We start from the raw sequence: 13,704 nt of genomic DNA, 5'->3' as shown, positions 1-13,704 counted from the left end.
AAGGGGGTGCCGGCTTTCGCAAGGCGCGAACCTACGAAAATCGCCGCGCGGCAACGCGGGGCGATGAGCTCGGTCGGGGGATAGGGCCCGCTTCGCCCGCCGGCCCGTAAATTGTATCATCCAGTGTGGAACGAGAGCGCCCGTTGCCGCGTGCGACGGGCTCGCAATAAGAGGAGAGCCATGTCGAAGCAAGCGGTCGTTGGAATCTTGGCGCATGTCGATGCTGGCAAGACCACGCTGGCCGAGGCCATGCTGTTCGATGCGGGTCGCATTCGTAAGCGCGGCCGCGTGGACGATGGCGATTCGCATCTGGACACTAACGCGATCGAGCGCGAGCGCGGCATTACGATTTTCTCGTCGCAGGCCGTGCTCGACCACGGTGATACCCGCGTCATGCTCGTGGATGCACCGGGGCATGTCGATTTTTCTGCCGAGGCGGAGCGCACGCTGCGCGCACTCGACTACGCGATTTTAGTTGTGGGCGCCAACGACGGCGTGCAGGGGCACACCGAAACCCTGTGGCGCCTGCTTGCACGCTATGACATTCCGACGTTCATCTATATCAACAAAATCGATTTGGAGAATCCCGGCCGCGATGTTTTGCTGGCACAACTTGGGCGGCGTCTTTCCGAAGGATGCCTGGATGCCAACGAACTGCTGGAGGGCGGCGCCGTTCAGGAGGACGCTGCTGCGTTGGACGAGGCGGCGCTCGAGGAGTTTCTTGAGGCAGGTGAGCTTTCCGTCGCAACGCTGTCGCGCATGGTTGCCGAGCGCAAGCTCTTTCCCTGCTTTGCCGGCTCGGCGCTCAAGGACCAGGGCGTGAGCGAGCTGCTGGATGGCATATGCGTGCTGATGCGCGAACAGATATGGCTTCCGGAGTTTGCCGCACGCGTCTATCGTGTCAGCCGCGGGGATCGAGGCGAGCGCTTGGCATGGGTTAAAGTGACCGGCGGCACGCTGTGTGCAAAACAGATGATCAGCGGACGTTCCGGTGCCGAGGTATGGGAGCAGAAGGTCGATCAGGTGCGCATCTATAACGGCGAAAAGTATGAGCTTGCCCAAGAAGTTGCTGCTGGCGGTATTTGTGCCGTGACGGGTCTTGCGCACGTTCGCCCAGGGGACGCCTTGGGTGCGGAGCCCGTGTGTGATGCGCCCGTCATCGCTCCGGTCCTCACCTATACGGTGCTTCCGGGCGAACACGATGTCCATGCGGTGTTTAAAGCGCTGACTGAGTTGGCGGACGAAGACCCCATGCTCGGCGTAAGCTGGAATACTCATCTGGAGCAGATTCACCTGCAGCTGATGGGCGCCGTGCAACTCGAGGTCGTGCAGCGGGTGTTGGCCGATCGCTTTGGCCTTTCGATTTCGTTTGAGCCCGGCGGCATTCTCTATAAGGAGACCATTTCGCAGCCGGTCGAGGGCGTGGGCCACTTTGAGCCGCTGCGCCACTATGCCGAGGTGCATCTGCGCCTAGAGCCGTTGCCGGCGGGTTCGGGCGTGCAGTTTGGCACCGTGACTTCGACCGACGAGCTCGATCTTAACTGGCAACGCCTGGCGCTCACAAACGCCATGGAGCGAGATCACCTGGGCGTGCTGACCGGCTCGCCCATCACCGATGTGCGCATTACGCTCACAGGTGGCCGTGCGCATGCCAAACACACCGAGGGCGGCGACTTTCGCCAGGCCACGTACCGCGCGATTCGCCAGGGGCTCATGCAGGCGCGTGAGGCCGGCGCGGCGGTGCTGTTGGAGCCGTGGTATCGCTTTGAGCTCGAGGTGCCGGGGGAGTGTGTGGGCAGGGCGTTGTCAGACGCCACGCGTATGGGAGCCGACTACGAGCCGCCGACGATGGCGGGCGAACGGGCAAAGCTTGTGGGTCGCGTGCCGGCATCCGAGGTGCAGGATTATGCGCTGGAGGTGGCCGCTTACACGAGCGGTCGCGGGCATCTGTACCTGGAGTTTGCCGGCTATGCGGCATGCCATGATGCCGAGCGCGTCATCGAGACTGTCGCCTATGAGCCCGAGGCCGATCTACCCAACACGCCCGACTCGATCTTTTGCTCTCACGGCGCTGGCTACACGGTCAAGTGGTACGACGTCCCCGAGGCAGCCCACGTAAAGGTCGATCCCGCCACCTTCCGCCCCTGGCGAGCGGCGGACGTCGAGTTTTTCGGCCATAGGTGATAGAGGGTCAGTCTCTTTGTCGCATCCTGTTGGTATAACTCGGTATAAGTTGGTATAACTGTTACCAGGGTTTGCCAATCCGAGGAGGCCGACATGAATCCAAATCCCTTTAAGCCCACGGCTGGCAAGCGGCCTCCGATACTCATCGGCCGCGAGTCGGTCATCGAAGATTTCGAGGAAGGGCTCGATAACGGCGCCGGAGCGCCGGGCAGGCTCATGCTCATTACGGGAAACCGCGGCTGTGGCAAAACAGTTCTCTTGCGGGAGCTGCAGCGTTTAGCTAGCGAGCGCGGATGGGCGGTTGTCTCCGATTCCGCCTCGCTTGGCCTATGCGACCGCTTGGCCGACGCGCTTCGCTCGAATAAACCCGTTGTGACGTCAATGGAGTTTGGTCCGTCGTTTGGCCGAATGTCGGTCGAGGCGGCGCGGGCAAAAGGCGAGACGTTGCGCGGGTTAGTCAACGAACGCCTCAAGAAACTCGGGCCGGGAAAGGGCTTACTGTTTGCGATTGACGAGGCCCAATCGGCATCTATCGAGGAGCTGGCGGCGCTGGCCGTTCTCTATCAGCAGGTGCTCGGAGACCAGGATGCTACGGGCTTGCCCGATAGCGACCAGCGCGGTCTTGCGCTGGTTTTTGCCGGCTTGCCCAGCATGGTTGATGACTTGCTCGAAGAGCCGAGCGTAACGTTTTTGCGCCGCGCCCAGCAGCGTACGCTGGGGGCGATTTCTTTGCCCAAAGTGCGCGATTCATATATCCAGACGGTCAAAGGCACTGGTCTTTGCGTTGATGCGGAGACGGCGGACCTTGCGGCGCGCAAGAGCATGGGGTATCCCTATATGGTTCAGCTGGTGGGATATTACATGTGGAGGTCTGCTGTCCGGCGTGACTCGCGGGTCATTGAAGTGTGCGATGTCGAGGCTGGCTACGCCGATGCCATCTCCGAGTTCTATGAAGCAGTCGACGCCCCTTTGTATTACGGGTTGCGCAGTCCGCAGCGCCTCTTTATCGAGGCCATGGCGGCTGATGGGGGCAAGCCGACGCGCATGGCTGACATCATTGAGCGCTGCGACCGCACCCAAAGCTGGGCGAGTAAATATCGCGCAAGCCTGATTCGCGAGCGCGTCATCGAGGCTGCCGGATACGGCCTCGTCCGGTTTACCGTGCCCATGCTGGGCGAGTACATCCGCGACCGCGTTTTATGGCATGAGTAGGGTGATAAAGGTGACGGAACAGAAGATGAGCCCGCAGGCTATAGAGGTACGTGGCGCGCGTGTGCACAACCTCAAGGACATCGATATCGATATTCCGCTGGGAAAGCTCGTGGGTATTGCTGGCGTATCGGGTTCGGGCAAGAGTTCGCTGGCACTGGGCGTTCTTTACGCCGAGGGCTCGCGTCGCTACCTGGAGGCGCTTAGCACCTATACTCGCCGCCGTCTGACGCAGGCCGAACATGCCCAGGTGGACGAGGTGCTGCACGTACCGGCGGCGCTCGCATTGCATCAGCGCCCCAGCGTGCCGGGTGTGCGCTCGACCTTTGGTACCATGACCGAGCTCAACAATAGCCTGCGTCTGCTCTTTAGCCGTTGCGCCCATCACGTGTGCCCGCACTGCGGGGCGCGCGTGGAGCCGAGCCTTAACGTGGCCGCGGGCCTGTCGCTCACGTGCCCCGAGTGCGGCCGTGAGTTCTACGCGCCGGGTGCCGAGGACCTTGCCTTTAACAGCAGCGGCGCGTGTCCCACCTGCGGCGGCACCGGTGTCATGCGCGAGGTGGACGAGGCGAGCCTGGTGCCCGACGAGTCCAAGACTATCAACGAAGGCGCGGTGCTTCCTTGGGGCATGCTCATGTGGGATCTGATGAAGCAGGTGGCAGGCGAGATGGGTGTGCGTACCGACGTGCCGTTTAACCAGCTCACGCCTCAAGAGCGCGACATCGTGTTTCATGGCCCGGCGGTTAAGAAGCACATTCTCTACGTTCCCAAAAACGGCGAGGGCGCTACGCCGCTCGACTTCACCTATTACAATGCCGTCTATACCGTCGAGAACGCGCTCGCCAAGGTTAAGGACGATAAGGGCTTAAAACGTGTGGCGCGCTTTTTGCGCGAGGGGCCATGTCGTGACTGTGGCGGCACGCGCCTCTCCGAGGCTGCGCGCCAGCCCCAGGTGCGCGGTATCAATCTGGCGCAGGCCGCGGCCATGACGCTTGGTGATGCGGTTGAGTGGGTGCACGGGGTGCCCGCATCCTTGCCGCCCGAGATGCGGCCCATGGCGATGGATATCTGCGATTCGTTTTTGAGCGCGGCCCGTCGCCTGGTCGATCTGGGTCTCGACTATCTTTCGCTCGATCGCGCCGGCGCCACGCTCTCCACGGGCGAGCGTCAGCGCGTGCAGCTCGCCCGCGTGGTGCGCAACCGATCGACGGGCGTGCTCTATGTGTTGGACGAGCCTTCGATTGGCTTGCATCCTGCCAATGTTGATGGTCTGGTAGGCGTGATGCGCGATCTGGTTGATGACGGCAACACCGTGGTTGTTGTCGACCACGATACACGTGTGCTGGTGGAAGCCGACTATCTGGTCGAGATGGGCCCCGTTGCCGGAGCTGGCGGCGGTAATGTGATTGCCGCTGGCACGGTGGACGAGGTCGAACAATCGCAGGGCAGCCGCATCGCCCCGTTTTTGCGCGCAGACCCCAAGCGTATGCGCCCGCAGGTGACTGACGACGAACTGTTCGACCAGGGCCACATCCGCATGGCAACCGATGCCATCCATACCGTCAAACCGCTCGAAGTCGATATACCGCGCGGTCGCCTTGTCGCGGTGACGGGCGTTTCGGGTTCGGGTAAGACGACGTTGGTGCTCGAGACACTCATCCCGGCGCTTAAGGCCCAGGCAGCTGGCGAGCGCCTGCCAAGCCATGTGCGCTGGGTCGACGCCGAGGGTATCGCACGCGCAAACCTGATTGACGCCACACCTATCGGCGCCAACGTGCGCTCGACGGTAGCGACCTATGCCGACATCCATGATGAGCTGCGCCGCGCCTTCGCCCGTACGCCCGAAGCCAAGGCAGCCGGCTACAAAGCGGGTGCCTTTAGCTACAACACTGGCGCCTTGCGCTGCCCTACGTGTGACGGCACGGGCTCGATATCGCTCGACGTGCAATTTTTGCCCGACGTCGAGATCATCTGCCCAGCATGTCGAGGCTCGCGTTATGCAGACGCGGCTTCGCATATCCATCGCGAGGGCAAGGACGGGAGCAAGCTTACGTTGCCGCAGCTCATGGACATGAGCGTGGACGAGGCTCTCGACGCCACGGTGGGGCTCAAGAAGGTTCAGGCGCGCTTGCTGACCTTGCACGACCTGGGCTTGGGCTATCTTACACTCGGTGAGCCCACGCCGGCGCTTTCGGGCGGCGAGGCGCAGCGTTTAAAGCTTGCGAGCGAGATGGGCCGCGTGCAGGACGATGCCGTATTCGTATTCGACGAGCCCACGATCGGCCTGCATCCGCTCGATGTTCAGGTGCTGCTGAACGTGTTTGACGGCCTCGTCGCCAAGGGTGCAACGGTTATCGTGATCGAGCACGATCTCGACCTTATCCGCAATGCCGATTATGTGATCGACATGGGGCCGGGCGGTGGCGATGCGGGCGGGCAAGTCGTCTGCGCCGGCACGCCGGCGGATATCGCTGCTTGCTCCAAGAGCATTACTGGCCGCTACCTATAGGCAAAGCGACAAAGGGGCAGCCCTTTGTCGCGTTGATGCCAAAACCAATTTGTCAAGGGTTAGAGGGTTTGAAAGTCTACCATTTCTGCCCCGTCCCCTAATGGCAGGTTTTTACATACCGGCAAAGCCTGTCTGGCGCAGGGCTTCGTAGAGGACGATGGCGGCGCTGTTGGAGAGGTTGAGTGCGCTGATGCGGTAGTCGTCCGGATTGACGAAGTTGCCGCAGATATCCTGCCGAAGGATGGCCTCATGGCCGTTCTCGGTATGTCCGAGCGATTCCTCGTGGGCTTCCCAGGCCTCGGCGTTGTCGAGTGAGTCACAATCGCGCAGCATGGGGATGCGCTCGCAACGCTCGGGCGCTGCGGCGAGCAGCCCTTCGGGAATCCCCGAGCTTTCGCTGCCAAAGACCAAATAGTCGCCGTCACGGTAAGTGCTTTGCGCATAGGTTCGGCGTGCCTTTTTGGTCAGCAGATGCAAGCGGTCGTCGGCGGGGGAGAGGTCATTGCGCGCAAGGAAATCCTCCCAGCTGGCATAGGTCGTCACGTCCAAGTTTTGCCAGTAGCCCAGGCCGGCGCGACGCACCGTTTTGTCGTCGAGCGAAAAGCCCAGTGGCTCCACCAGATGCAGGCGGGCGCCGGTAACCACGCAGGTACGGCCGATATTACCCGTATTGGCCGGAATCTCGGGAGCATACAGCACGATATTGAACATGAATCTCCTTGGCATAGAACGAAAAACCACCACGAAGGGGCAGTCACCTTCGTGGTGGTTTGATGGTTACGTGGGCGGAAAACGCCCACTTGGATAACCTAAGCGCGGTGCCAGTCGGTCAGGCAGGCATCGAGGGCGGCGATGAGCGCATCCTTGTCCATGTGACGGCCGATGATGCACAGGCTCGTCATGCGGTCGCCCGTCTCGTCGTCCCAAATCTGCATGATCTCGGGGTTCTCGTCGATGATCTTCTGCTTCTCGCCCTCGGGCGCCGAGTCAACGAACAAGCCGTTCTCCATCAGGCGCATCTGGCGGCCGGCCTGCTCGAACATGTAGCACATGTCCGGATCGCCGGTCTGCCACAGCGGACCCTTGACGCGAATGACCTCGTCGGGCCACTCCTGCTCAACAAAATCGGTGAACTTCTGCAGGTCAAACGGCTTACGGCGCGAGTACACAAAGGTCTCGATGTCGTACTCGAGCACCTCGGGGTCGTCGTGCTCCTCGGGATGCTCCATGGCCTCGATCCAGGCGGCGGAGTTGTAGGCGCGCATAAAGTCGAAGCGATCGGTATCGAGCAGCTCCTCCATGGGGACCTCGCCGTTTTGAGCCTCGACAATCACGGCGTCCTTCTGCAGGCTGCGCACGATGGCCTTGAGCTCGGCGATCTGCTCAGGGCTCACGGTATCGGTCTTGTTGAGGATCAGCGTGGAGCAAAACTCGATCTGCTGGATGAGCAGGCTCTCGATGTCGTCCTCGTCGATATCCTCGGCCAGCAGGTCGCGACCGCCGTTGAACTCGTCGTACATGCGGGCGCAGTCGACCACGGCAACGATGTTGTCGAGCGCGAGCTTGGGTTCGCCGCCCACTTTGGCCTCGTCGCAGAAGCTCGAGATGGTGTAGGCGATGGGGATAGGCTCGCAAATACCGGAGGCCTCGATGATGATGTAGTCGAACTTGCCCGAATCGGCAATGCCCTGCAGCTGGTTGGCCAGGTCGTCCGAAAGCGTGCAGCAGATGCAGCCGTTGGTGAGCGGGATGAGGTCGTCGGTCTCGGAAAGGCCGCCGTCGGCGATAAGGCTGGCGTCGACGTTGATCTCGCCGATATCGTTGACGATCACGGCGGCGCGGATACCGCCGTCGTTGGCGAGGATATGGTTGAGCAGCGTGGTCTTGCCGGCACCGAGGTATCCGGTAAGCATGATGATCTTCACGGGTTTGTTGGGCATGTGCCCTCCTTTGTTAGACATGGCTTACAGTAAAATCATATGCCAAACGCCTGCTCTTATACCCACGCGCCGGCAAATAACACAGGCTACTCCCAGGCTCCCCACACATCGGGGCAATAACCGACGGTGGCCTTTTTGCCGTTGCGCACGATGGGCTCGGCCAGTACCTGCTGATTCTCGAGCAGCTTATCAAAGCGCTGGCTGGGAGTGAGGTGCTGGATAAGTGCGAGTGTCTCCTCGTCCTTGGCTTTGGGGTTGAGCAGCTTGTCGATGCCGCCGACCGCCTGCATCACGCTCGTGAGCTCGCCTTTGCTCATCTCCTTTTCCTTAAGGTCAATAAACTGCACCTTAATGCGGCGCTCCTTAAAATAGCGCTGGGCCTTCTTGGTATCGAAGGACTTTTTGGTGCCAAAAATCTGGATATTCATATATTGCTCCGCCGTTCTACCTGATGAAGTTGGTGCGCTCGCGATCGGCTTCGGGCGCGCTGATGCCGGCGGCCTGTCCTGCTTCGATACATTGCAGGAGCCAGGCCATGTTCTTGCCGATGTTGCGCATGGTGGCAAGGCCCTCGGCATCCCCATCGGCGTCGCCGGGCACGCGACCAAAGACGTTGTTCCAGTACGTGGAGGCGACCACGGGCATCTGGTTAATGGTGAAGTACTTGTTGAGCACATCGAAGGTGGTCGACGTGCCACCGCGACGGGCGACAGCGACCGCGGCGCCGGGTTTGTGCGCAAAGGCGTGCCCGCCCGCATAGAAGGCGCGATCGAGGGCCGAAAGGATGCGTCCGCTGGGGTGCGCATAGTAGACGGGTGAGCCAAAGACAAAGCCGTCTGCCTGCTCAGCGGCAGCGATGAGCTCGTTCACCACGTCGTCGTCAAAGGTGCAGCGACCGCCAAGCTTGCCGCACTGGCCGCAACCGATACAATCGCGAATGGGCTTGGCGCCCAGCTGAAACACCTCGGTATCAATGCCTTCGGCATTGAGCTGCTCGGCGACTTCGGCGAGTGCGCGGGCGGTGTTGCCGTTTGCCTTGGGACTGCCATTGACCAAAAGAACCTTCATCACAAACTCCCTCTGTTGTCGGTGACTTCTGCGGAGGATTATCGCACGAGAGGGCAGATGGCGTGGGGAGCGATGTGAAACGGCTTGTGTTTCACATCGCTCCCCACGACGCTAGTCCAGCTTGGTGCCCGGTACTTGCGGCGCCTCTTCAAGCAGCGCTTTGAGCTCGTTCAAAATGGAAACGGGCTGTCGGTCGACAGCGTCTAGATGAAGTGTCGCTACACGAATGGGCGGCTGATATTCAAATGAGCCAAAGAGCACGGGCGACCCCAAGAATCGCTCGATTTCGTCTGCGATCGCGTCGGTCTCTTCGGGATCAAAGTCGTCGAAAAGCGCCACGAACATTGGTCCCGTCGAGCGGAACAGACGACCCTTGCCGCGCGAGCATTCCATAAGGCAGGCGGCACTTTCTGCCAAAACACGGTCGCCCGCATCAAAGCCAAAGCGGGCATTGACCTGAGCGATATCGTTGATTTTAATGGCAATAAAGCCTGCCTCGCGCGCCACGCGACGCATTTCACCAATGGCGTTGACCAGGGCGTGAATATCGCCCAGGCCAGTCACGGAATCTGTCGTATCTGCCAAGCTTCGGTTGATGATAATGCCCACATACATGCTGGGCTCGGTATCGGTGCCGTCCAAGCGGTAGCCCGTGCAGTCGCAAAGCGCGTATTTTCCGGTGGCATCCATTACGCGATACTGCATGTAATGGAAGTGCCACGTGCCGTTTATCACCATGTCGAGCTCGGCGCGCACGTTGTCGCGGTCCTCGGGATGAACGCGGGCGAGCCACATGTCGAGTGAGTTAAAAGGGTGCTGGGAGGGCAGGTCAAAATCGCGCACGGCGTTAACCGACCATTGCGATTCTCCCGTATCGAGGTTAAGGATGAACGGATAGCGCGTCTCGGAGCTCATGGAGATCGCTTGGAACACCCGGTCGTTGCAGGGAAGCTGATCGACGATTGGGCGTTGCGGCGCGTCATTGTCTTTCGGTTGCTGCACACGATGCATAAGCTTATAGCGATACATCTTGCGATCGGCATCCATCGTCATCTGGCGACGCGTGTCGCCGGCAAGTGGATCGACGCGCGAGCAGCCAAAGCTAAAGCTGGCGATCATGGGCGCCTTGCCACCTGAGCTCGCCTCGATCAGCTCGGCACGTACCTGCTCCAAGCGCTGCTCGAGTTCAGTCTCGTTTGCGGAGAGCGAGATAAGCACAAACTCGTCTCCACCGATACGGAACAGCATCTCATCGTGCTCCATGGTTTCGGAGAGCGTGCGGCAGATACTCAGAATATAGCGATTGCCTTCGGCGTGGCCAAACATATCGTTGCAATGCTTGAGATGGTCGATGTCAATATAGGCGCAGGTGAAGGGGTCGCCTTTGCACCAGAGCTGCTCGACGTGACGGTCGAGTCCGCTGCGGTTGCCCAAGTTGGTGAGCGGATCGATATAGGCGTTGCGCTCAAGCAGCTGGCGCTCTTGTTGCAGGATGGCATACGTCTTTTGCAGTTGCTCACCAACGGCGCGTAGCCCAGCGGGCAGCGCGGCAACATCGAGTTCGGCGGTCGAGATGCCATTCGCAAGTCGCTGAAGATAGGCAATAATCGATTGCTCGCCCATGCGGTACGACTCGTTCATGATGGATAACCTCCTTGGGCAGGACAACGGTTTGTATCATATCCCCAATTCGGCTTGGATTGGGAATATGAGTTAGCCATGGGGACAAATGCTTCCTTCGACGGTGGCGTTTTGCGCGCGAGCGTATCAGTTGTTATTGCCGCCATCGAGCAATGCCTCAAAATCCTTTGCCTGCATGGGTCGGTAGTAGAGGAAACCCTGAGCGTAGCGGGCGCCCATGTGGCGTAGCATGTTCGCCTGCTCATTTGTCTCGATGCCTTCGATTACAACGGGCAGATGGAGCGACTGCGCCATCTCGAGCATCGATGACACGATCCGCGCGCTGCGGCCTTGATCGCGGTCGGTGGGCACAAAGGTGCGGTCGAGCTTGATGACGTCAACATTCACGTTCCTGAGCATCGCGAGCGTGGACTGGCCGGTACCAAAATCGTCCATATAGGTCGAGAAGCCGCGGGTGTGCAGATCCGCGGTCAGCTTATCCACGGCCTCGGACTCTCCGGTATAGGCGGTCTCGGTGATCTCGATACGCATAAGCTCGGGCGGCAGGTTGTATTGGGCGGCGAGCGCCCCCATATGTTCGGCAACGTCGCAGGCAAGAATGTCCACGCGCGACACGTTGAGGGAGATCGGAACCACGCGAAGACCGCGATCGAGACGCTCGCGAAGCCATGTGGCAACGCCCTGCCAAACATATTTGTCGAGCGTTACCACAAAGCCGCTTTCCTCGAGAGCGGGGATAAAGGTGACAGGTGAAATGAGGGATCCATCCTTGTCAATCCAGCGTGTGAGCGCCTCGGCGCCAATGATCTCGCCGGTTTCCATATCGACCTGGGGCTGCAGGTAGTAAGTGATGCGGCCGTTTGAGAGCGCATACTGGAACTCGGTTAGCGTGTGGTGGAACGCAACCTCATGCTCGTATTCCTCGGGGCGGAAAACGGCAATGCGCTCCTTAAAGTCGTTTTTGGCGCGTCGATTGGTAAACATGGCCTTGGCCTGGGCATCAATGGTGATTTCCTCGCTCGCGTCGATGGGGCATACGCCCATGGACGGCCAAAAGCCTACGCCGTCGTCGTGCTTGGCTACAGCCTCGCGCACGCGCGCATAGACTCGGTGAACGAAATCGCGCTCAAAGGGTATGAGCAGACAAAAGTCGTCTTGCCCCCAGTATCCCGCGACACCCATGTCGGCGTTCTCGATATCCTTGAGCACCGTGCCCACATCGGCAAGCATACGGTCGCCTTCGGCCTGTCCATACCATTCGTTAAATAGGCGCATGTGGCCCATGTCGACGGTGGCGATACACCAAGCGCCGTCGCGCTTTGCCTTGATGAAGGCATTGGCACGGCGCATAAACTCGCTGGGTCGGCAGAGGCCGGTGAGCATATCGATGCGTTCGGCGATTGCGCTTTTGCGCTCGATCTCGGGTATAGGGAGGCTGTCGTTGGGGACAAGCCCGCCAGCCGTGCGAAGGCGACGGTCGAGTTCGCGCAAAACAGCAGATGTTTGGTAGTCCAGTCGCTCGTAAAAGACCGGGGCGACAATGCAAACGGGCGTGATGGTGTCGCCCGCGATTTGAACGGGGGCAAAAATGGTCTCTTTTAGACGATGGGTCAGGAGTTCAAATGCCCCGTGGTCCAAAGCGTTGCTGAGCACGACGAACTGGACACTTCGTGAACGGAAGACGCGACTCCTGCCGCGGGTGATCGACAGCATACGGCTTGCGTATTCGGCAAGCATGCTGTCGACCGCCTCGGCTCCATAGAGCTCGTTGAGCTTCGTCGTGCCGCGAACGCGCACGGCGATGAGTCCTGTTTTGCAGCGGTCAAGGCGACAGGCATCGATAGCGTTGACCAGCATACGCTGCGTTCCAAGCCCCGTGGCGGCGTCGACGGTCTCGGCAAGGGAATGATTGACGAGCTCGCCGACATAGAGCGAGGGCTCGTTTTCGCTCCCATCGATGCGAAAACCGCGAGCACGGCAGAGCACGTAGTCGCCTGTGGCGTTGCGTACACGATACTGCATGACTCGATGGTGCTTGGAGCCGTTATAGACTTGGTCGAAGTCGTCGGTAAAAGCCTCAAGGTCATCGGGATGGACGCGCTTTTTCCAGTAATCGAGACAGTTGTCTATGTGCTCTGAAGGAAGTCCGAGATCGCGCAAGGCACCTTGTGACCAAAGGGTGCGATGTTTGTCCAAGTTCTCGATAAAGAAATAACGACCTTCGTTGAGCATCGAAAAGGCGTCGAAAACACGGTCGCTTATTTCGAAGTCGTCGGTATGGACTTGCGTGATATTGCGTCGATCGAGGTGCAAGGCATGGCGTAGTTTGTAGTCGTACATGCGACGGTCGGCATCGAGCGTCATGCGATTGGGGGCTTCGCCCAGGGCGGGGTCGGCGTGGGACACTCCGTAACTAAACGAGTGGGGCATCCCGGAATCGTTGTTGTTGAGCAAGATTGTTCGGCAGTGTTCCAGACGATCGGCGAGGTCGTCCTCGGTTGCAATCGTAGAGAGGATGGCGAACTCATCGCCTCCCAGTCGAAACGCCGCCTCGTCCACCTTCATATACAGCTTGAGATAGAGGCTTACCTGCAAGATGTAGCGGTTGCCCTCGTCATGCCCAAAGACGTCGTTGCAGTGCTTAAGGTTATCGATGTCGATAAAAGCCATGGTGACGGGCAGTTCCTGCTCCCAGAGCTCCTCGAGGGAACGGACAAAGCCGCCGCGGTTGCCAAGTCCGGTAAGCTGGTCGGTAAAGGCGGTCCTGATCAGATCGTCCTGACGTTCAAGAAGGTCGCGGACGGTCTTTTCGAGCGTCTCGGTGTAATTGCTGACAGTATCCATGTCGTAAGCGGCTTTCTGAGGTCGGGCGAATTGCGTCGGGCGAGCTCGTTGTGCACACGCGTTGTTGTTCGGCGCTTTGCGTGTATCCAGGCCCCGCCTCGCTGCGTTGTTGGGTTAATTTACCGGCTAATGTTTGCAGTTGATAACTGCTGAGTAGTATAAACAACAGCGCAGAATTATATATGGGTGCCCATGCTGTGCGCGGCCATTATTCGCTAAACGGTACCGCAATGATGAGATGTCCGATAAAAATGCGACTGAGACGCTATATGTTGACGGGTATACTTGTCCCGGTTTTAAACGCAGGAA

General features: G+C 59.7%; 9 protein-coding genes. 3 read left to right on the top strand and 6 right to left on the bottom strand.

All coding sequences use genetic code 11. From position 1 onward, the window contains the following. The first annotated feature begins 180 nt into the window (after positions 1-180). From ACQRAP_RS04040 to ACQRAP_RS04030, 3 genes are all read left to right on the top strand, one after another. A complete protein-coding gene (locus ACQRAP_RS04040; protein WP_427794958.1) occupies positions 181-2,184 on the top strand; it encodes a GTP-binding protein in 2,004 nt (667 codons plus the stop codon). Positions 2,185-2,277: 93 nt separating this feature from the next. Beyond that, complete coding sequence (locus tag ACQRAP_RS04035; protein ID WP_427747512.1) at positions 2,278-3,396, top strand: AAA family ATPase; 1,119 nt, start codon at positions 2,278-2,280, stop codon at positions 3,394-3,396. Next, positions 3,389-5,902 carry an excinuclease ABC subunit UvrA gene (locus tag ACQRAP_RS04030; RefSeq protein ID WP_427794957.1) on the top strand — a complete coding sequence of 838 codons (2,514 nt, stop codon included), beginning with the start codon at positions 3,389-3,391 and terminating at the stop codon, positions 5,900-5,902. The genes ACQRAP_RS04035 and ACQRAP_RS04030 overlap by 8 nt, the downstream gene beginning before the upstream one ends. Positions 5,903-6,013: 111 nt before the next feature. Here the strand turns inward: ACQRAP_RS04030 and ACQRAP_RS04025 are convergent, their stop codons facing one another. From ACQRAP_RS04025 to ACQRAP_RS04000, 6 genes are all read right to left on the bottom strand, one after another. Further along, the gene (locus tag ACQRAP_RS04025) at positions 6,014-6,613 is read right to left on the bottom strand and encodes a tRNA (cytidine(34)-2'-O)-methyltransferase (RefSeq protein WP_427728310.1); all 600 of its coding nucleotides are present in this window, start codon (positions 6,611-6,613) and stop codon (positions 6,014-6,016) included. A gap of 98 nt (positions 6,614-6,711) precedes the next feature. Further along, complete coding sequence (locus ACQRAP_RS04020) at positions 6,712-7,842, bottom strand: GTP-binding protein (RefSeq protein ID WP_427719863.1); 1,131 nt, start codon at positions 7,840-7,842, stop codon at positions 6,712-6,714. An 86-nt stretch (positions 7,843-7,928) separates the two neighbouring features. Beyond that, positions 7,929-8,270 (bottom strand): arsenate reductase family protein, encoded by a 342-nt coding sequence (locus tag ACQRAP_RS04015; RefSeq protein ID WP_022093957.1) that lies wholly within the window; start codon positions 8,268-8,270, stop codon positions 7,929-7,931. Positions 8,271-8,286: 16 nt separating this feature from the next. Then, positions 8,287-8,910 carry a flavodoxin family protein gene (locus tag ACQRAP_RS04010; protein WP_427728306.1) on the bottom strand — a complete coding sequence of 208 codons (624 nt, stop codon included), beginning with the start codon at positions 8,908-8,910 and terminating at the stop codon, positions 8,287-8,289. 111 nt (positions 8,911-9,021) lie between these two features. Continuing rightward, a complete protein-coding gene (locus ACQRAP_RS04005; RefSeq protein ID WP_427728303.1) occupies positions 9,022-10,551 on the bottom strand; it encodes a diguanylate cyclase domain-containing protein in 1,530 nt (509 codons plus the stop codon). 126 nt (positions 10,552-10,677) lie between these two features. Next, entirely contained in the window at positions 10,678-13,395 is a 2,718-nt protein-coding gene (locus tag ACQRAP_RS04000; protein WP_427728300.1) for an EAL domain-containing protein, read from the bottom strand. Positions 13,396-13,704: the final 309 nt, after the last annotated feature.

The organism is Collinsella sp. SGI.180, from assembly GCF_050313455.1.
Classification (GTDB): domain Bacteria; phylum Actinomycetota; class Coriobacteriia; order Coriobacteriales; family Coriobacteriaceae; genus Collinsella.
The sequence above is the reverse complement of the archived record's forward strand: the minus strand, read 5'-3'. Positions and strand labels throughout refer to the sequence as shown.

Excerpts from the sequence above, each read along its gene's own strand:
- ACQRAP_RS04040 (WP_427794958.1), top strand. The coding sequence starts at position 181 with ATGTCGAAGCAAGCGGTCGTTGGAATCTTGGCGCATGTCGATGCTGGC.
- ACQRAP_RS04035 (WP_427747512.1), top strand. The coding sequence starts at position 2,278 with ATGAATCCAAATCCCTTTAAGCCCACGGCTGGCAAGCGGCCTCCGATA.
- ACQRAP_RS04030 (WP_427794957.1), top strand. The coding sequence starts at position 3,389 with ATGAGTAGGGTGATAAAGGTGACGGAACAGAAGATGAGCCCGCAGGCT.
- ACQRAP_RS04025 (WP_427728310.1), bottom strand. The coding sequence starts at position 6,613 with ATGTTCAATATCGTGCTGTATGCTCCCGAGATTCCGGCCAATACGGGT.
- ACQRAP_RS04020 (WP_427719863.1), bottom strand. The coding sequence starts at position 7,842 with ATGCCCAACAAACCCGTGAAGATCATCATGCTTACCGGATACCTCGGT.
- ACQRAP_RS04015 (WP_022093957.1), bottom strand. The coding sequence starts at position 8,270 with ATGAATATCCAGATTTTTGGCACCAAAAAGTCCTTCGATACCAAGAAG.
- ACQRAP_RS04010 (WP_427728306.1), bottom strand. The coding sequence starts at position 8,910 with ATGAAGGTTCTTTTGGTCAATGGCAGTCCCAAGGCAAACGGCAACACC.
- ACQRAP_RS04005 (WP_427728303.1), bottom strand. The coding sequence starts at position 10,551 with ATGAACGAGTCGTACCGCATGGGCGAGCAATCGATTATTGCCTATCTT.
- ACQRAP_RS04000 (WP_427728300.1), bottom strand. The coding sequence starts at position 13,395 with ATGGATACTGTCAGCAATTACACCGAGACGCTCGAAAAGACCGTCCGC.